We start from the raw sequence: 19,144 nt of genomic DNA, 5'->3' as shown, positions 1-19,144 counted from the left end.
GCCCGGCCTCCTCGGCGGCCTGCCGGGCCCGGGCCTCGGCGGCCGCGGCGAGCGGGTCGAGACGCAGCTGCGCGGCGTGCTCCTCGAGGGTCGCCGGATCCGCGGCCGGAGGTGTCGCGGCGTCCGCGTGCGGTGCGTCGACGGGCGGGCCGTCCTCCTCCGCCTGGATCCCGGCGCTCGCCTCGAGGAAGCGGGCCGTCGCCTGTCCCAGTCGGGAGCGCGCGGCATCGACCTGGGAGGCCGCACCGCGGCGCATCTCCTCGAGCCGCTTCTCGACGTCCTCGTAGATCTCGGTCCCGAAGACGCGCTGGAGGACCTGCTGGCGATCCCCGGTCCGGGCACGCAGGAATCGGGCGAACTCGCCCTGCGGGAGCAGCACGGTCTGCGTGAACTGGCTGCGGCTGAGACCCACGGCGCGGCTGATCTCCCGGCCCACCTCGTCGAGCCGGGTCGCGAGCGGGGTGACCCCTGCCCCTGCCCCGGGAGCATCCGCGATCAGGCCGGGGATCATGTCCGGGGAGCCGATGCGCCACAGCAGCGCCTTGGCCTGCGAGGTCGTCGTGCCGGTGCCGCGCTTCCTGGCGCGCTCGTACTTCGGCTCGCGACGCACGCGGTAGATGCCCTGGCCGGTCTCGAACACGAGGTCGACGACGCTGGGCTCCGTCGGAGGGGCGAACTGGGAGCGGATCCGGGCATCGCTCGCCTCGCTGCCGGCCACATCGCCGTACAGGGCGTAGACGAGGGCGTCGAGGATCGTGGACTTGCCGGAGCCTGTGGGTCCTTCGAGCAGGAACAGACCGCCGGCGCCGAGGGCGGCGAAGTCGATCCGGATCTCCTCGCGGAACGGTCCGATGCCGCGCAGGGTCAGATGGTGCAGCTTCACGAGGCCTCCTGCCGAGCGGTCCGGACGTCCTCGTAGGCGCGGGCGAGGACGGCGTGCTCGGCCGGATCCGGGGCGGCGTCGGTGAGATAGGTGAAGAACTCGTCCATCACCTGCAGAGGGCTCGTCCCGGCGCGGACGTGCGGGGTCGCGGCCTGCTCCTCGCGGCCCTCCGGCGCGTACTCGGTGTGCAGCAGGTGCGGGTACGCCTCGCGCAGCCGCTCCTGCAGATGGGCGGGGCGGGAGCGGTCGGTGACGATCGCCTTCAGCCAGTCGTCGCCGTGCTCGCCCGCGCCGGCGAGGAGGTCCTCGAGGGTGCCGCGCAGCTCCGTCAGGCGCCGCGGGACCGGGGTCGGTATCCGGCGGACGGCCACGTCGCCGGGGGCGCCGAGGTCCACCAGCAGCACGGACTTGCGGTGGTGGCGCTCCGAGAACGAGAAGGCGAGCGGGGATCCGCTGTACCAGGCGGTGGGCTGGATCCCGGCGTCCGCGGCGGGATCGGCGCCCGGGGACGCGGCACGGGGGCCGGGAGCCGGCAGCGCCGCGCGCACGCGGGCGGTGAGGTCCTGGCAGCCGTGCAGGTGCCCGAGCGCCGCGTAGTCGATGCCGTGCAGCAAGGACGCGGGCACGGAGTCGACGCCCCCGACGGAGAGATCGCGCTCCGACTCCGAGACCTCCCCTCCGGTGACGAAGGTGTGGGCGAGGACCACGGAGCGCGGCCGCTGCTCCGAGCCCTGGTGCGCGGCGATGCGGGCGCGGACCCGGTCCAGCGCCGCCGCGGTGACGGCCTCGTGGCTGCGGGCCAGGGCCCGCCCGTCCTCGCCCGCGAGCTGCGTGCGCGCCAGGTCCGGCTCGAGATACGGCAGGCCGAAGAAGAGCACGTCGCCGTGCTCGTCCGGCACCATGACGGGATGCTCGATGCCGGGCAGGTCCGCGAGGATGTGCACCCCCGCCCGCAGCAGCGCCGAGCCGAAGCCCAGGCGGGTCGCCGAGTCGTGATTGCCGGGGGTGAGCACGACCGTGGTCAGCTCCGCGAGACGGGCGAGCGTCGCGTCCAGCAGCCGCACCGCGTCCACGGACGGGACGGCGCGGTCGTACACGTCCCCGGGGATGACGACGACGTCGACCCCTTCCGTGCGCACCAGGTCGACCAGGAAGTCGTGGAAGCGCTCCTGGAAGGCGTGCAGGTCCTGTCCGTGCAGGGTGCGGCCCAGATGCCAGTCCGAGGTGTGCAGGATTCTCATGATCCCCACCCTAGGCAGGGCCGGGGACGCACGAGCGCGACGAGGAGGTCATGACCGACTACGGCGCGAGGACGCCGCCCGGCCCGTCGCGGAACGGGTCCCGCCCCGCCCGCAGCGCCGCGAGCCAGGCCTCGCCGGCCGCCAGGCCGTCCGGGTAGCTGTCCTCGCGGTCGAAGCGCCAGGTCGTGACCATGGCGAGGACGAGACGGCGACATGCCCCCACCAGCTCGGCGTCGGCTCCCGGGTAGAAGGCGGCGACAGGCTGCGGGGCGTGGGCGAGGTCGAACTCGACAGGGCCCCGGCAGCAGGTCTCGAAGTCCAGCAGCACGGCCCCCGATGCGGTCGCGAGCAGGTTCCCCGGATGCGGCTCGCCGTGCAGGAGCTGCGGGGCCGACGCCTCCGCGACCAGGGGCCGCAGCTCCCGCAGGGTGTCCTCGAGCAGCGCACGGTCATCGGCCCTGAGACGCGGGCTGCGCTCCGGATCCGCGAGCAGGGCGAGGGCTTCGTCGACCCGCGAGCTCGCCTCGGGCACGTCGACATCGAGCTCCCGCATCGCCGCATGGGCCCGATGCAGCGCCTGTGCGTACTGCTGCGCCCCGATCGGCTCCCCCGTCCCCGGCCGATGCTCCCACAGGGTGATCGTGAACCCCTCGGCCTCGCGGACCATCGGCTCCTCGCGCGGCAGCGGCGCGACGACGGGAGCGCCGGCCCGCGCGAGGGCGTGCGCGATCGCGACCTCCCGGCGGGCATCGGCCGGGGAGGCGGGGCCCACCCGGGCGACGACATCGGCCGGCTCCACGTGCACGATCACGGTGTTCGAGGTGTGCAGGACGCGGGCCGCGCCCACGGCGAGGCCGGTCGCGCGCACCGTCTCGAGCGCGAGTCGCCGCGCGTGCTCAGGCGTGAGGGAGTTCATCGGCCCAGCTTACGGGCCGGCCTGGTCACCCACCCAGGCGCAGCAGCACGATCCCGCCCACGACCAGAGCGCTCGCACCGATTCCCCGCGCGGTGAGCTTCTCCCCGAAGACGAGCCATCCCACGAACACGGCCGCGATCACGCCGGTCTCCCGCAGAGCGGAGACGAGGGCGAGCGGCGCCTGGGCCTGCGCCCACACGACGACCCCGTAGGCGAGCAGGGACAGCGTCCCCCCGAGGAGCCCCGGCCGCGCATACTGCCGCAGCGCCTGCCCGAACCCGCGCCGCTCCCGGCTCAGCAGGAAGCAGGTCACCGGCACCGTGAGGCCCTGCAGGAAGAACAGCCAGGCGGCATAGCTGAGCGTGCTCCCGGCCGCGCGCACGCCGATGCCGTCCACGAGGGAGTAGGAGGCCACGGTCGCCCCGACCGCGAGACCCAGCAGCAGGCCGGCGCGTGACTGGGTCTCCGAGCGGCGCAGCGCGAGGACGGCGAGCGCGCCGACGATCACGAGCACGCCGAGCAGCTGCGCGGGGGCGAGCACTTCGCCGAGCACCCCGACCGACACCGCCGTCACCAGCACGATCGCGAAGCCCCGCATGAGCGGATAGATCGTGCCGAAGTCGCTCTTCGCGTAGGCGGCGGTCAGCAGCACGAGGTAGCCGGTCTGCAGGGCGACGGAGACCAGCAGGGCGGGGACGGAGGCGGCCTCCGGCAGCGGCAGGACCAGGCAGGCGATCCCGCCGATGACCAGGTAGGCGATGCCGATGAGCGCCGAGGAGACGAGCCGGTGCGGGATCAGCTTCGCGATCGCGTTCCAGGTGCCGTGCATCAGCGCGGAGCCGAGCACGGCCAGGAGGACGGCGGTGCTCACTCCTGCGGCGCCGGGCGGGTGCGGGCGCCGAAGGGGCGTCCGTCCACGCGGTCCAGGTCGACGGCGACGCCGAGGGTTGTGAGCGCATGCGCCATCACATCGGCATGGTCGACCCCGTCGCCGGAGGACTCGTCGATGCCGGGGCCCGCGGCGACGATCCAGGCCTCCCGCTCCTCGTCGCTGTCGCCGCCGTGATGCCCGGCGTCGCGGTGCCCGTGATCGGTCAGGACGATGACCGTCCACTCCTCCTCGCCGCGACGGGGCCTGGCCTCGATCGCGGCGAGGAGCACGCCCAGCTGCGCGTCGCAGGTGCGGATCGCGGCGCGATAGAGGTCGGTGACGCCCTGGTCGTGGCCCACCATGTCAGGCAGCACATGGTAGGAGAAGACGGCGGCGTGGTCGGCGGTGAGCAGCTCGGCGGCGACGCGCCCGGTGGTGGCCTCGTCGATCGCCGCGATGCCGGGGATCTCGGCCTGGTCCCCGAGCGGGGGTCGGTAGCCGCCCTCGAACAGCGGCCCGCCGGAGTGCTCGGTGAACAGCGGCGGCCATTCCCCCGCGGCGAAGGTGCTCGCGCCCGGCCGCGCGGCCCGCAGCAGGGTCAGCAGGTCCGGATGCTCGTCGTAGCGGCTGCCGGTGAAGTCGTTGTCGCGCACTCCGTGCCGGTCGCTGTACACGCCGGTCGCCATCGTCGACCAGACGGGCCCGGAGATGGTCGGGTTCTTCGGGTGCACGCGCACGGTCCGCGCGAAGCCGCGCTCGGCCAGGGAGTCCAGGTGCGGGGTCGCCTCGCTGCGGCGCACATCGTCGCGCACCCCGTCCCAGCCGACGATGAGGACATGGGGGACGGGTGCGGATGCGGCGGTCATGGATGCCTCCGGGATCGGGTGCGCGGGCGGTCCCGCGGCGGACGGGACCACGCTACGCGGGGAGCTCCTCCCCACCCCTCGGTGACATCGATATGAACATAGAGTGAACCTATGACGATGATGCAGCTGCGCGCCTTCGACGCGGTGGTCGCCGAGAACGGGATCGGGGCGGCCGCGCGCGCCCTCGGCGTCAGCCAGCCGACGGTGTCCGCGCAGCTGTCCGCCCTCGAGCGCGCGCACGGCGTGCAGCTCGTGGACCGGCGCAGCGGGGAGCCCACGCCGCTCGGCGCGCGGCTGAGGCGGATCACGGGGCCGATGCTGGATCTGGAGCGGTCTGCGACAGCGCTGCTGTCCGCGGCGGCCGGGACCGGCACGGGGGCCCTCCGCATCGCCGCCGATGCTCCCGCGCATGTCATGCCGCTGCTGGCCGGCCTCGAGCCCGCGCACCCCGGGACGATGCTCGAGCTGCGCACCCTCAACTCGGCCCGGGCGCTCGCGGCCCTGCGCGCGGGCGAGGTCGACCTCGTCGTCGCCGCGGAGGTCGCCCCGGCCCCGGACCTGCACCGCCTGCCCCTGCAGAGCCAGGATCTCGCCGCCGTGGTGCGGACCGACCATCCGCTCGCGGGACGGCGGAGCCTGCCGTGCTCGCATCTGGCGCAGCAGCGGCTCATCGGCCGCGAGGAGGGCAGCCTGACGCGGGCCGTGCTCGAGCGCACGCTCGCCGGGATGGGCCTGACGGCCGTGCCGGCGATGATCGCCGACGGCCGGGAGGCGATGCTCGCGGCCGTCGCGGCGGGACTCGGGATCGGCGTCGTGGCCGAGCACGAGCTGCTGGACGATCCGCGCCTGGTCATGCTGGATCTCACGGCGCCGACGATCACGATCACCGAGCATCTCGTGTGCGCGGCGCATCGGCGGGAGGAGCCGCTGATCGCCGCGGTCCTCGCCGCCGCGCAGGAGCGGACGGGGAGGCGCGGCGCGGGCGCGGCGCCTGCGGCGGGCTCTCCGGGGACCGAGCCCCATGCCCCGGGGACCGAGCCCGATATTCGGTATCGCTCCGGGCCGAGCCCGCTCTAGCCTGGGCCGATGGCCCTCACTCCCCCGCCGGACCCCTTCTACGCCGATCCCCTGCTCGCCGCCTGCTACGACACCCTCGACGGCTCGCGCGAGGACCTCGACCACTACGAGGCGATCGTCGCCGAGCTCGGTGCGCGACGGGTCGTGGACCTGGGCTGCGGAACCGGCAGCCTCGCCGTCCGGCTGGCGGCGAGCGGCCTGCAGGTCATCGGCGTGGACCCGGCCGCCGCGTCGCTGTCGCTCGCCCGGGCCAAGGAGCGCGCTCTGTCCGCCGGGGCGGGGCCGATCACCTGGATCCATGCCGATGCCACGGGCATCGGCGCGCAGGAGGCGGACCTCGCGGTGATGACCGGGAACGTCGCCCAGGTCTTCACGACCGATGCCTCCTGGGAGGTGACCCTGCGCGGACTGCGGGAGGCGCTGCGCGAGGGCGGGCACCTGGTGTTCGAGGCGCGGCGGCCCGAACGGCGGGCCTGGGAGGAGTGGCAGGTCGAGCATGACGCCGGGGCGTGGAGGACCTACGACGTCCCGGGGGTCGGCGTGGTCCGCACGCGGCCGCGGCGCCTGGTCGCGGAGCCGCCGCTGGTGACGTTCACCGACGAGTTCGCGCTCCCGGACGGCCGCATCCTCTCCTCGACCTCGACGCTGCGTTTCCGCACGGAGGAGGAGCTGCGGTCCACCGTCGAGGCGGAGTGCTTCGCGGTGCTCGAGGTCCGGGAGGCGCCCGACCGCCCGGGGCGCGAGCACGTCGTGATCGCCCGCGCGATCTGAGGGTCACCACAGCCGCCCGAGCCAGGGGCTGCCCGCACGGAAGACTGTCCGCACCGCCAGCTCCCGCCACCGCTGACCGGGGTTGAGCCAGAACGACACAGGCCCGCCACCGCTGACCGGGGTTGAGCCAGACCGCCGCGAACCCGCCACGGCTGACCGGGAATGGAGCAGAGCCATCCCGCTCTGCCACAACGACGGTCAACGGCCCCGCCCCCACCGACCTCTGCCACAACGACGGTCAACGATCGACGCGACCGCCCACCGACGAGCCAGGACTGTCACCGCTGACCGCGGATGCGCCAGACCGCCGCAGGCCCGGCACGGCTGACCGCGGATGAGCCAGCGGCGTGCGGGCTTCGACGCCATTGCCCGTCGTCGGAGCAGAATCCCATCGCCGTGCCACATTCCCGGTCAGCCGTGGCGGGCCAGGAGCGGCCGGTTCCGGGTCAGCGGCGGCTCAGGCGACGGGTCGTGAGGGACTCGAACCCTCGACCTGCACGACCCGGGTCAGCGGCGGCCCAGGCGGCGGCGGAGGATCACCGCGCCCACACCGAGGAGCACGAGGATCCCCGCTCCGATCGCATAGGGCGCGACCGTGGCGCCGGTGCGGGCGAGGTCGTCGCGGTCGGAGCCGGCCGCGGTGCTGCCGTCCCCGGGCGACGGCGAGGCCGGGTCGGTGGTCGGCGCCGGATCGGAGGGTTGCTGGGTGGGCTCGGCCGGACCGGACGGCTCCGCGGGCTCCGACGGCCCAGCAGGCTCCGACGGCTCAGCGGGCTCTGTCGGCTCGGCGGGCTCCGTCGGCTCGCCCGGACCGGCGCCGCCGCACTCCGCGGGGGCCTCGCCGCTGCTCTCGATCTCGAGGGTCACCAGCGGGATCTCGCTGCCGGTCTCCGGGGTGGCGGAGAGCGCGGCGTCGTGATCGCCCGCGGGCAGGCAGTACCACTCGTCGAGCTCGATCACCGCCGCGTACTCACCGGTCTCCTCGTCCAGCTCGTACGGCGCCTCGTAGCGCTGCTCGCCGACCTCGACCTGCACGGACTCGATCTGCGGGGCGCCCAGGCTGCGGGATTCCACGTTCGCCACGCGCCAGATGATCGGCTCGGCGCCGTCCGCGTCCTGCGAGCCGCGCTGGAGCTCCTGCAGCTCGGTGCCGTGCTGGGCGTAGCTCGGGGCGAGGTCCTCCTGCGCCGCGAGGTACCCGGTGAGGGCGTCGCGGTCCAGGATGCCGGTGTCGGTGCGGTTCGCGCCGTCCTGGAAGGTCCAGAAGTTGTCGCCGCCCTCGGTGAGGAAGCTGGCGGCGACCACGGTGTAGGTCGCCTCCGGGTCGATGGGCTCCCCGTCGACGGTGATCTCGAGGATCCGCTCCCGCTCGGGGAGCGTTGGATCGTAGAGGTAGTGGACGTTCTCGGACAGGCCGAGGGCCAGGAACGGCCGCGAGGGGACCTCGCCGTTCTCGTCGCGCTGCCACTGGTCCTCGAGCAGCTCCTTGACCTGCGCGCCGGTGAGGTCGACGGTGGAGAGGTTGTTCGCGAAGGGGACGGTGCCGTTGGCCTCGGCGAAGGTCACGACGCCGTCGCCCTCCCCGCTGTCCTCGCGGTACCAGAGCTCGGCGCGCACGCCGCCGGGGTTCATGACGCCGATGGTGGCCGCGGTGCCGGAGTAGGAGTCCTGCTGGGTCGCCCAGACCATGGAGTCGGCGAGGGTGTTCGACAGGGCGGACTCGGAGGCGCGGTCATCGCCCTTGGTCGCGCCGCCGGTCGTCCCGGTCGCCGTCCAGGTGCCGTCCTGGTAGGAGGCGAGGGTCGGGTCCCACGCGGTCGTGAGGTCGCTCGCGATACGGCCGACGGGCTCGGCGGCGGGGCCCTCTGCGTCGGCGAGCGCCTGCTCGGCCACGCGGCTGGCCTCGAGGTACGCCGGATCCGCGGCCGCGTCGCATGCCTCGATCGGCGCGGACTCCACGTCCAGGAGCTGGTTGCCCGCCGCGGTCGCGTCCCAGTCGCCGTCGGCGCCCAGCTCGAAGGTCAGCTGGGACACGGCCACGCCGTAGTTCCCGGTCTGGACGACGGGCCGCGTCTCGCCATCGGCACCGGGAACGGGTGCGTCGTAGGCGTAGGTCTTGTGGGTGTGGGCCGTGTAGATCGCCTCGGCCCGGGGCGAGGTCTCCTCGACGATCCTGCGGAAGATCTCGGAGTCCGTCTGCGGGGCCTGGCCGATCTCGCCGGCGTTGACGTCGGCCCCTTCGTGGTAGCTCACGACGAGGAGGTCGTACTCGGCGCCCGAGGCCTCGAGCTCGTCGATGGCGTCGTTGACGCTCGCGACGGGATCGCGGAACTCGAGGCCCTCGACGCCGCTGGGCGAGACGAGGGAGGGCGTCGAGTCGGTGACGGCGCCGACGACGGCGACCTTCACGTCCCCGGCCTCGACGATCGTGCTCGCGGGCAGGGCCCGCTCGCCGTCGGCCGTGAAGACGTTGGCCCCCAGGTAGTCCCAGTCCGCGAGGTCGGCGACGCGACCGGTGAGGTCCTCGTAGCCCTGGTCGAACTCGTGGTTCCCCGCGGCCGATGCGCCCAGGCCCAGCGCGTTCAGGTAGGCGATGGTCGGCTCGTCCTGCTGGAGGAAGGAGGCGAACTCGCTGCCGCCGATGTTGTCCCCGCTCGAGATGAGCGCGGTGCGAGGCTGCTCGGCGCGCGCATGGGTGATCGTGCAGGCCAGGGCCCGTCCCTGGCTGAGGTGGCCGTGGAAGTCGTTGATGTCGTAGAGGACGACCTGGTCGCCGGTCCCGGCGGCGAGGCCGGGCGCGGGGACGACGGCGCCGGGGGCGAGCACGACCGCGGCCAGGCCGATGCCGGCGAGGCTCGCGCGCGTCAGGCGACGGGCGGGGGACACGGACATGGACGCCTCCAGGGGCTGGGTCGAGCGGGGCGGGACGGGCCGGGGTCGGGCGAGAGGCGCCGGCCCGGGAGGCCCGGGCTGGACGGAGCCGGGGAGCCGCCTGGGCGGGCGCGGGGAGCCGGGGTCATCTCATCGCATGCCGTCGCCCGACGCGCCCGTGTTCCGGGAACTGGTTCCGGTCCGTTACCGAGCATTCATCGCCTCGCCCCGCCCATGACCTCTGCATGACCCTCTCTTTGCCCATCGGCAGGTTTCCCGCGGAAGGTCTGCTGCATCGCATGTGCCCCGCCCGCGCTGGCGATGACGACGCCTCGTCCTCTAGGGTTCTGGCGTCGTCGATGGAGCGCGCCGCGGTGCGGTTCGGTAGCATCGGCAGGACTGCGGCGCATCCCTCGGCCCTCGAACCGCTCTCCGAGCCCCTCTCCCGAAGGAGAACCACCGTGCTCTCGCCCCTCGGCCGTCGCCCCACCGTCCCTGCGAAGGACGGTGCGAGCTGGCCCCATGTCGTGATCCTGGGCGGTGGCTTCGCCGGCGCGAACGCCGTCCTGGGCCTGCGGGACACGCGGGTGCGCGTCACGCTCGTGGACCGCAACGTGTACAAGACCTTCCAGCCGCTGCTGTACCAGGTCGCGACCGCGGGGCTGAACCCGGGCGATGTCACGATGTTCCTGCGCAGCCTCTCCCTCAAGGTGCCGAACATGCGCTACCGGCAGGGAGAGATCGTCGGGGTGGACCCGGAGCGGAAGGTCGTGCGGCTGGACGGCGGCACCTCCGGGGAGCAGGAGCTCTCCTACGACTACCTCGTGATCGCCAACGGCGCGACCACCACCTACTTCGGCACCCCGGGCGCCGAGGAGCACGCGATGCCGATGTACACGCGCTCGCAGGCCCTCGCGATCCGCGACCGCGTCTTCTCCGAGCTCGAGCGCACCTCCCGGGTGTGCGACAGCGACCGGCTGCACATCTCCATCGTGGGCGGCGGCCCCACGGGCGTGGAGATCGCGGGCGCGCTCGCGGACTTCCGCCAGCAGGAGCTGGACATCCTCTACCCGGAGATGGACCGCTCGACCCTGCAGATCACGCTGCTCCAGCGCGGCACCGAGCTGATCAAGGAGTTCCGCGAGTCGTTCCGGGAGTACGCGGCCGATGAGCTGCGCGCCCGCGGCGTCACCCTGGCCCTGGGTCACGGGGTGAAGTCCGTGGGCTACGACCACGTGGTCCTGGACGACGACTCGGTCCTCGAGTCCGACATCACGATCTGGGCCGCGGGCGTCGCCGTCCCGGACATGGTCCGCACGTGGGGACTGCCCCAGAACAAGCGCGGCCGCATCCTCGTCGACGAGAACCTGCAGGTCCAGGGCTTCCCCGGGATCTACGCCGCAGGCGACATCGCCGCCCAGGACGAGGAGCTGCCGCAGCTCGCGCAGCCGGCGATCCAGATGGGGCAGGCCGTGGCCCGCTCCATCACCGCGGACATCCAGGGCACCCGGCCGCGGCGCTTCCGCTACCTGGACCTGGGCACCATGGCGACGATCGGCCGGCATGCCGCGGTCGCCGAGATCCCCCATTTCCCCGACCTGTCCGGTGCCGTGGGCTGGATGGCGTGGCTGGGCGTGCACGTGGGCAAGCTGCTGGGGCACCGCAACCAGCGTGCCGTCGCCATGAACCTGATCTCCCTGTACAGCGGGACCCGCCGCACCCATCAGCCGAACCCGGTGGTGGGCGAGGTGGACTCGATCCGGGCCTCCCGCCTGTTCGAGGAGCGGGCCCCCGAGCGCCTCTTCGGGGAGAACGCCGGCAGCGCGGAGGTGGCGGACCGTCCCGCGGCCCAGGCGGCCGCCGAGGCCCGGGCCCGCATCGACGCCGAGGAGCGCGCCGCCGAGGCATCGGACGCCTCCTGAGCGGGGGCGCGTCCGATCAGACGCCGTCCTCCTCGATCCGGACGAGCCCTGCGGAGCCGTCGATGCTCAGCAGCTGACCGTCGCGGATGATCGAGGTCGCCTCCCGCACGCAGATCACGGCCGGGATCCCGTACTCGCGGGCGACCGTGGGGCCGTGCGCCATCGGCGAGCCGGTCTCCGTGACGAGCCCCGCCGCCGTGAGGAACAGCGGGGTCCATCCCGGGTCCGTGGTCGGGGCCACGAGGATCTCCCCCGGCTCGATCCGGGCTCCGCGCGGATCGGTGATCACGCGGGCCCGGCCGCGCGCCGTGCCGGGAGCGGCCCCCATCCCGGCCATGCCCTCGGCGCCGGGCGGCGCCGGCAGGGCGGCCTCGACGTCGGTGCCGTCGGACAGCAGGAGCCCGGGAACGTGTCGGCGCCGCAGCTCCCGCGCGTGCACCGCGGCGCGCTGCGCGACCACGTCGCGCAGGTCCCCGCCGTCTGCGAGCGCCTGGTCGATCTCCGCGCGGGTCAGGTGGACGACGTCGCCGGCAGCGGCGATCACCTCGGCGGCGGCGAGCTCCGCACCGGCCGCGAGGTGCTGGCGCCGCAGCTGACGCAGCGGGAACAGCCAGAGGAACTTCGGCAGCTCCCGCAGGCCGATGAGCTCGCGCGCCCGCCCCAGCAGCCAGGCGACGGCGCGGGCCCGCAGCGGGCTGCGCTCGCCCATGCGCGCGACGAGCGCGGCGAGCGCGGCCTCGGCCTCCTCGGCGGCGCGGGCGAAACGCCGGTCCGGCGCCTGCTCCGGGTCCTCGAGCAGCAGGTAGCCGGCGATCGCGTCGAGCACGGGCGCAGGGTCCTCCTCCCAGCGGGGGACGCCCACGTCGATCTCCGCGGCGGCCCGGTGCCCGTAGCGCGCGAGGAAGCCGTCCAGGCCGATGTCGGGGAGGGTGCCGTCGCGGTACCGCTGGGCGAGCTCCGCCGTCGGCGTCGTGGTCAGCAGGCTCCGGTGCGCCCGCGCGCGATCCGCCAGATCCCACAGCGCGAGGTCCATCTGCGTGGTGACGTTGTGCGGGGCGCCGCGCATGACCGCCTGGACCTCGGGCTCCTCGGCGAGGCCGCGCAGCAGGGCGGTCGCCAGGGACTGGCAGGCCATCGCGGTCCACAACGGGCCCAGCGAGTCCATCATCGGTCCGGACAGCACCTGCCGGTGGATCTCGTCGGCCAGACGCAGGTTCTCGGCGACGCTCCGCTCCCCCTCGGGCATCTCGCTCGCGGCGCGGACCGTGCCGATCATGTCGAGGCAGCGGGCGGTCTCCCGCGCGGGATCCCGCAGGGTCCGCGCGATCCCGCGGAGCATCGGCACCCCGGTGCGCAGCGCGACACGGGCCGCGTCCCGGAGCGGCACGCCGCCTCCGCGGCGGGGCGCGAAGCGGGGATCCTCGCACACGGCCTCCATCGCGCGGGACACGCGGGGCCCGTAGATCCGCATCGCCTCGGGAAGGCGTCCGCGCAGGCGGGCGCTGCGGACCGCCCCGGTGAGGTCGAGGAACATGCGTCCGCCGATGTGGACCATCAGGTCCGCTCCGAGGCCCTCCCGCACCCCGAAGGCCTCGAGCCAGCCCCGGGTGATCCTCTCCATCACCGCCCCGCCGATGGCCGTGAAGGGCCGCAGCATGCCCTGCATGTGCCCGACCTCCAGGTACACCCGGGGCGGATCCGCATGCGGATCCGGGAGAGGGAACAGGCTGGTCACGGCCCGGGACTGCAGCATCCACAGCACGCCCTCCGCGTCGAAGGCCCATTCCACGTCCTGGGGGCCGCCCAGCTGCTCCTGGATCCTCTCCCCCGCGGCGCGCAGCTGCGCCAGCTGCCCGGCGTCGAGGCATCCGCCCGGGCCTGGCGGCGGGCCGTCCGGCGCGAGCACGTAGTGGTCGGTGTCCTCGGTGCCGTCGACGACGGCCGTGCCCAGTCCCGCGGCGGCGTCCACCACCATCCGGGTGCGGGTCCCGGTGAGCGGATCGGCCGTGAAGAGCACGCCTGCGGCCTGCGGCGCGACCATCCGCTGGATCACGACGGCCATGCTCGCGCGCCCCACGCCCTGGGCGCTGCGGTAGGCGCGGGCGCGGTCGCTGTCCAGGGAGCGCCAGCATTCCTCGATCGCGGCGAACAGCGCCTCCTCGCCGCGCACGTCCAGGATCGTGTCCTGCTGCCCGGCGAAGCTCGCGAAGGGCAGGTCCTCGGCCGTCGCGCTCGAGCGGACGGCGACGGGCGTCCCGGTCCCGAGGGCGCGATACGCGGTACGGACCTCCTGGCGGGGGACGGCGCCCGCCCGGTGCGCGGCGGTGGTCAGGCAGAACCCGTCCGGGACCCGCTCCCCGCAGCGGATCAGGCGGGCGAGCCCCGCCGCCTTGCCGCCCACCAGGTCGAGCTGCTCGGGGTCGATGTCGGTCAGATCGATCACGCTCATCGTCGAGCCTCCTTCTGCCCGCGACGCTACACCCCGGGCTCCCTGCCGCTCATGCGTCCCGGCCGAAGCGCTCGAGGTCCAGGTAGGGGCCGGCGACGATCAGCTCGTCCCCCGGCGCATACACGGTCTGCGGGGAGGGGTACTCCCAGGCGCCGCCGAACGGACGGCGCGCGATGATCCGCACGGAGAACTCCTGCTCGATGCCGGCATCGGCCGCCATCCGGTGCACGAGGGAGGTGGGGACGGCGAAGCGGCCCATCACGAAGCCGCCGCCGTAGTCGGTCCAGTCCTCGGCGGACTCGGCGAGGAGATGGGCGACGCGGCGGCCCATCGCGGCCTGCGGGCTGATCACGTGCTCGACGCCCATCTGCGCGAGGATCTGCTCGTGGGCGCTCGAATCGGCCTTCGCCCACAGGGAGCGGACGCCGGCGCGCAGCAGGTGCGAGCAGGCGAGCACGCTGGTCTCGATGCGGCTGCCGACGGAGACAACCACCCGGTCCATGTCGGCGACGCCCAGCTGGGCGAGGGCGTCGGCCCGGGAGATGTCGGCGCGCGCGGCGAAGCTCAGCTCCTCGCCGAGCTCCTGGACGATCTCCTCATCGGTGTCGATGCCGAGCACCTCGATCCCCTGGGACTCGAGCTCCCGCCCCAGGGAGGAGCCGAAGCGGCCCAACCCCAGCACGGCGACGGTGCGGATGCCTCCGGGCTCGGCGGCTGCGGAGCGGGAGGAGTTCTTCCTAGCCAATGATCGGCCTTTCCTTGGGAGGTTCGTACAGCAGGGGGCGCCGGCGCAGGACGAGCGCGGTGCCGAGCGTGATGGGGCCGACCCGGCCGATGAACATCAGCATCACCAGCAGGATCTTCGAGCCGGCGGTGAGGTCCGCGGTGATCCCGGTGGACAGGCCGGTCGTCGACAGGGCGGAGGTGACCTCGAACAGCACGCGGTCGAAGGGCAGCGGCTCCAGGCACAGGATCACGAAGGTGCCCACGGCCACGAGCGCGGCCATGAGGCCGACCACGGTGATGACCTCGCGGTGGACGGCACGGGAGAGGCGACGGCCGAAGGCCAGGACGAAGGGGTCGCCGCGCAGCTCGCTGCGGATGATCAGCAGCAGCACCATGACGGTGGTGACCTTCATGCCGCCCGCAGTGCCGCCGGAGCCGCCGCCGATCATCATGAGCACGTCGGTGCCCATCCAGGACTCCGGGCGCATGGCGGCCGTGTCGATCGCGTTGAAGCCGGCGGTGCGCGAGACCACCGAGTGGAAGACGGCGTTCATGAGGCGGTCGCCCCAGCTCATCGGACCCAGCGTGGCCGGGTTCGTGCTCTCCAGGGCGAGGGTGAGCACGGTCCCCGCGGGCAGCAGGGCGCCGGTGCCCAGCAGGGTCAGCTTGGTGGTCAGGCTCCAGCGGCGAGGGGTGCGCAGCCGGCGCAGCAGCTCCGCGATGACGGGGAAGCCGATCCCGCCGAGGACCACGGCGATCATGAGCGGCACGAGGACGAAGGGATCGGAGTTCTCCCCGATCAGGTTGTCGCTCGCGAGGGCGAAGCCGGCGTTGTTGAAGGAGGACACCGCCAGGAACGCGCCGTGGAACAGGGCGGTGCCCGGTGCGCGCCCCTCGGCGAGGAACCGGAGGACCAGGGCCGCGGCGACGAGGGCCTCGACGCTCAGGCTGATGACCAGGATACGGCCGATGACGCCGGTGGCGTCGTGCAGGGTGCCGGAGCTGGAACGGGCGATCGCCGCGCGGGTGCGCAGGCCGATGCGGCGGGCGGCGACGAGGGCCAGCAGGGTGGACAGGGTCATGACGCCGAGGCCGCCGACCTGGATCAGCAGCATGATGACGAGCTGTCCCAGCGGAGACCAGTAGGTCGCGGTGTCCACGGTGATCAGACCGGTCACGCACAGGGCGGAGGCGGCCGTGAACAGGGCGTCGACCAGGGCCGGCGGCTCCTCGCCGACCCGGGCGGCCGGAGTCATGAGGGCTGCGGTCCCGGCGGCGAGCAGCGCCGCGGTGCCGAGGGTCACGAAGCGGGCGGGGCTGCGCAGGCCGCGGCGGAGGAGGGCCCGCAGGGGGTGGGGTCGCACCGCGGGTCCGGCCCCGGGGGCGGATCCGCTCCCGCCGGAGCCGGGTCCGCCGGGGTCGTCTCCGCTCGGGTTCTCGGCGGAGCGTGGGGCATGGCCCGGATTCAGCACGCGGACGAGCATACGCCCGCCCCTCGGACCCCGCGCCGGCCTCGCCCGCCTCGGGCGCGGGGCCGGATCCTGCCGCTGCGGGAGGAGCCCGGGATCTGCGGGAGCCAGAGCGACATGGCTCGGGGCAGGAACCGGTTCCGCGGCCCTGGGACGACAGCAGATTCCCGGATCCGGCGGAGGTGCGCGTCAGAGGCTGCGGATGAGGCCGGTGAGGAGGTCGGCGTCCCGGCGGAGGACGCGGACCGGGTCTGCGGGATCCGGGTCCACGGCGGTCCTCGGGGCGGCGCCCGGGCCGATGGCGACGGGCGGGGCGTAGCGGGAGGCCTCCAGCGCGGCGGCGATCCGGGAAGCGGCCGCACGGTGCTCAGGGCCGACAACATCGCCCTCGGCGCCGCGGCCCTCCCAGCGGCCGAGTCCCGCGAGCTCGTCGAGCAGGGAGTCCAGGGCTCGTCCCGGCGGCAGCGATGCATCGAGGGCGAGCGCATGCGGGGCTCCCCAGCGCCCTGCCCACCCCAGCAGCCGACGACGACGGTGCCGCTGCTCCAGGGCCTCGGCGAGCTCGGACCAGGCGAGCTCGCCGGCCGCCCTCCGGCTCCGCTCCCGGGTCTCGGGATCGGATCCGGCGGCGACGGCGGCCCAGCGGGCCTCGCGGCGCCGGCCGAGGATCCGCGAGCGCAGGCCCGCTCCCCCGGCCAGCAGCCCGGCGCCGCCCAGGATCCCGGCGCCGATCCCGATCGCCGTCCAGGGCGTCCCCTCGCCCGACCCGTCCGCATCGGGGCCCTCGCCGCCGGTGCCTTCCGCGGAGGTGCTGCCCGTCGGGGCCGGCTCGACGCTGCTCGTGCCGGTCTCCGGGGGCGCGGTCGTGGTCGGGGCCTGCTCGGGGGCGCTCGCCGATGGGGACGGGGCCGGCTGCTCCTCCGCCTCGGGCGGGGCCTGCTCGTCCTCGTGGGCGGGGCGGGCGGTGCCGCTGCCGGCGGAGGCGGGGGTGGGCTCGAAGCGCACCCAGCCGTGCGCGGCGCCGAACCACACCTCCGGCCAGGCGTGGGCATGGTGGTTGGTGACGATGCGGGCGTCCTCCCCGCCCGCGGCGGGATCGGCCGTGCCGCTCGTGAAGCCGATGACGACGCGTGCCGCGCTCCCCTGCGCGATCATCATGAGCGCGAAGGTGGCGGCGTACTGCTCGCAGTAGCCGATGCGGTCGGCGAGGAAGCTCTCGATCGGGTCCTCGCCGGGCCGCGAGCGGACGGAGAGGGAGTACTCGAACTCCCGGTGGAAGAAGTCGACGTAGGCGAGGGCGGTGTCATAGGGAGCGCGGGTCCCGGCCTCCGCCGCGATCTGCGCGGCGAGATCGGCGACGATGCCGGGGACCTCCGCGTTCACGTACCCGGTCTCCAGCGGCAGGGAGCCGTCGCCCGCGGGGACGGCGCGCAGGTCCGCGGCCGTGTAGGGCGCGGGCCGGGAGGAGACGGAGTAGGCCAGCCCCGTGAGGTCGCGGGCGCCGCCGGGGACGATGAGCGTGCCGTCGACGGGGCGGTCCTGGACCAGCCGCACGTCCTGGCCGGTGCGGTACCAGCCGATCGCGGGCGGGGCGGGGAGGGCGTCGCCGCGCAGGGACGTGACGGTCACGTCGTAGCGGGCCGCGCCGGGCACGGGATCCTCGGCGCCGCGGCGGTCGCTGAAGGACTCGGGCATCCCGGCGTCATCGGCGTCGGCCCCGGTGTCGCCGCGGCGGAAGCTGCTGCCGTCGAAGACGGTGAGGGTGTGCAGGCGCAGGTACTCGGGCTGCTGCGCGTCGGTGCGGACCTGCAGCACCTCGGTCTCCGCGCGGCGCATGAGATCGCGGCGCACCGAGACGGAGTCGTCGATCATGACGGGGCCCAGGTCCGTGGCCTCCACCCCTCGCCAGGCGTTGATCGCATCGATGTCCAGGGGGATCCGGGGGGTGCTGGGGCGCGGGAGGATCGCGGAGAGCAGGGGCGCTCCCCCGAGCACGAGGCCGATCCCGCCGAGGGTCGCGACGCTGAGCGCCGTGCGCCGGGACAGAGGGCCCGCCTGCGGCCGCTCGTCGCCGATGAGCACGGCGGCATCGGCATGGAGGGTGCGGGTCGCGAAGATGAGGAGCCCGCCGGCGAGGGGGCCCAGCATCGTCCACCAGGGACCGCCGGCGGGATACATGGGCGCGGGTACGAGCAGGAGGCCCAGGAGCGCGAAGCCGGTGGGCGTATGCCAGCCGAGGTCGAGGAACAGCAGGTCCAGGACGACCACGACGAGGGAGACCGCGAGGACCAGCACCACGGTCCCGGCGCCGGAGAGGTCCACGGGGGCCCGCCCGCCGCCGATCTCCTGCGCGCCGGCGCGCAGCACGTCGATCTGGCCGGCGATGATCCCGCGCCCGGCGGGCACCACCTCGTGCTGGGCCAGGAGCACGCCGGTGCTGAGCTCGGCGAAGCCGGTCAGGCCCAGGACCGTGAGCAGATGGACGAGGGGGACCAGGGTGTGGCGGCGCAGCAGCGCACGGGCGACGGCGCCCACGCCGAGCACGGTCACGGTGCAGGTCAGCGGCACGAACCACCACTGCGGAGAGCTGAACAGCAGCGACAGGGGCAGCCAGGCGAGCAGGGTCGCGCCGGCGAGGATCATCGCACGGGTGAGCGCGGTCGCGGGATCGGGGGCGGGGCGCCCCAGCAGAGGGCTGCGCAGCGGGCTCATCGGCCCTGCCCCGCAGGAGCGGCGGGGGCGCCGCGGCGGGCGGCGGTCCCCGGCGAGGCCGGAAGGGCGAGAAGGGCATCGGCCAGCGGATCCTCCGCTGCGACCTCGAGGCGCTGCCAGCTGCCGGGCGCTCCGCTCGGCGCCGTCGCGACGGCAGGCCCGGGGACGATGCCGAGCGCGAGACGGACCGGGGCGCTGCCGGCGAAGCGGTCCAGATCCAGCCCTGCGAAGGCGTCCCCCGGTTCTCCTGCGCTCCTCGTCGCGGCGCCGAGGGCGATCACGAGGGCGAGGGGCCCGGCGGCCGCGGGGTCGGAGGTGCGCGCCGCGGTGCGCGCCCCGCCGGTCTCCTGCGCGGCGGGGCCGTCGCCGA

The 19,144-nt window shown here is 74.4% G+C and carries 13 protein-coding genes and 1 pseudogene; 3 read left to right on the top strand and 11 right to left on the bottom strand.

Going from position 1 to position 19,144, the window contains the following annotated elements:
• From ACFFF6_RS19395 to ACFFF6_RS19375, 5 genes are all read right to left on the bottom strand, one after another.
• On the bottom strand, positions 1-883 hold an 883-nt coding region (locus ACFFF6_RS19395; RefSeq protein ID WP_376983168.1), incomplete at its 3' end, for an AAA family ATPase.
• Positions 880-2,124, bottom strand: a complete 1,245-nt coding sequence (locus ACFFF6_RS19390) for an exonuclease SbcCD subunit D (RefSeq protein WP_376983167.1) — start codon at positions 2,122-2,124, stop codon at positions 880-882. The genes ACFFF6_RS19390 and ACFFF6_RS19395, both read right to left, overlap by 4 nt.
• Positions 2,125-2,182: 58 nt before the next feature.
• Entirely contained in the window at positions 2,183-3,040 is an 858-nt protein-coding gene (locus ACFFF6_RS19385) for a phosphotransferase enzyme family protein (protein WP_376983166.1), read from the bottom strand.
• A 25-nt stretch (positions 3,041-3,065) separates the two neighbouring features.
• Positions 3,066-3,911, bottom strand: coding sequence for an EamA family transporter (locus tag ACFFF6_RS19380; RefSeq protein ID WP_376983164.1), 846 nt, complete (start codon positions 3,909-3,911; stop codon positions 3,066-3,068).
• A complete protein-coding gene (locus tag ACFFF6_RS19375; protein WP_376983163.1) occupies positions 3,908-4,777 on the bottom strand; it encodes an alkaline phosphatase family protein in 870 nt (289 codons plus the stop codon). The genes ACFFF6_RS19380 and ACFFF6_RS19375 overlap by 4 nt, the downstream gene beginning before the upstream one ends.
• Positions 4,778-4,888: 111 nt before the next feature.
• Here ACFFF6_RS19375 and ACFFF6_RS19370 point away from each other — a divergent pair, with 111 nt between their 5' ends.
• Positions 4,889-5,854 (top strand): LysR family transcriptional regulator, encoded by a 966-nt coding sequence (locus tag ACFFF6_RS19370; protein WP_376983162.1) that lies wholly within the window; start codon positions 4,889-4,891, stop codon positions 5,852-5,854.
• 9 nt (positions 5,855-5,863) lie between these two features.
• On the top strand, positions 5,864-6,625 hold the full coding sequence (locus tag ACFFF6_RS19365) for a class I SAM-dependent methyltransferase (RefSeq protein ID WP_376983161.1): 762 nt from the start codon (positions 5,864-5,866) through the stop codon (positions 6,623-6,625).
• 507 nt (positions 6,626-7,132) lie between these two features.
• On the opposite strand, the gene ACFFF6_RS19360 is transcribed toward ACFFF6_RS19365, so the two are convergent.
• The gene (locus tag ACFFF6_RS19360; RefSeq protein ID WP_376983160.1) at positions 7,133-9,517 is read right to left on the bottom strand and encodes a 5'-nucleotidase C-terminal domain-containing protein; all 2,385 of its coding nucleotides are present in this window, start codon (positions 9,515-9,517) and stop codon (positions 7,133-7,135) included.
• A gap of 440 nt (positions 9,518-9,957) precedes the next feature.
• On the opposite strand from ACFFF6_RS19360, the gene ACFFF6_RS19355 reads away from it, so the two are divergent.
• On the top strand, positions 9,958-11,418 hold the full coding sequence (locus tag ACFFF6_RS19355) for an NAD(P)/FAD-dependent oxidoreductase (RefSeq protein ID WP_376983159.1): 1,461 nt from the start codon (positions 9,958-9,960) through the stop codon (positions 11,416-11,418).
• Positions 11,419-11,434: 16 nt separating this feature from the next.
• Here ACFFF6_RS19355 and ACFFF6_RS19350 read toward each other — a convergent pair whose 3' ends face one another.
• The 5 genes and pseudogenes from ACFFF6_RS19350 to ACFFF6_RS19330 form a co-directional block, all read right to left on the bottom strand.
• A complete protein-coding gene (locus tag ACFFF6_RS19350) occupies positions 11,435-13,867 on the bottom strand; it encodes a PEP/pyruvate-binding domain-containing protein (RefSeq protein WP_376983158.1) in 2,433 nt (810 codons plus the stop codon).
• Positions 13,868-13,916: 49 nt separating this feature from the next.
• Complete coding sequence (locus ACFFF6_RS19345) at positions 13,917-14,612, bottom strand: potassium channel family protein (protein WP_376983157.1); 696 nt, start codon at positions 14,610-14,612, stop codon at positions 13,917-13,919.
• The gene (locus ACFFF6_RS19340; RefSeq protein WP_376983156.1) at positions 14,605-15,957 is read right to left on the bottom strand and encodes a TrkH family potassium uptake protein; all 1,353 of its coding nucleotides are present in this window, start codon (positions 15,955-15,957) and stop codon (positions 14,605-14,607) included. The genes ACFFF6_RS19345 and ACFFF6_RS19340 overlap by 8 nt, the downstream gene beginning before the upstream one ends.
• 294 nt (positions 15,958-16,251) lie before the next feature.
• Positions 16,252-18,774: a transglutaminase TgpA family protein gene (locus ACFFF6_RS19335; RefSeq protein WP_376983155.1), complete on the bottom strand. Its 2,523-nt coding sequence runs from the start codon at positions 18,772-18,774 to the stop codon at positions 16,252-16,254.
• Positions 18,771-19,144, bottom strand: a pseudogene (locus ACFFF6_RS19330) (hypothetical protein); the annotation flags it as partial. The pseudogene ACFFF6_RS19330 and the gene ACFFF6_RS19335, both read right to left, overlap by 4 nt.

It is taken from the genome of Brachybacterium hainanense (genome assembly GCF_042434575.1).
Lineage (GTDB): Bacteria > Actinomycetota > Actinomycetes > Actinomycetales > Dermabacteraceae > Brachybacterium > Brachybacterium hainanense.
This window is presented reverse-complemented; position numbering and strand designations above follow the sequence as displayed.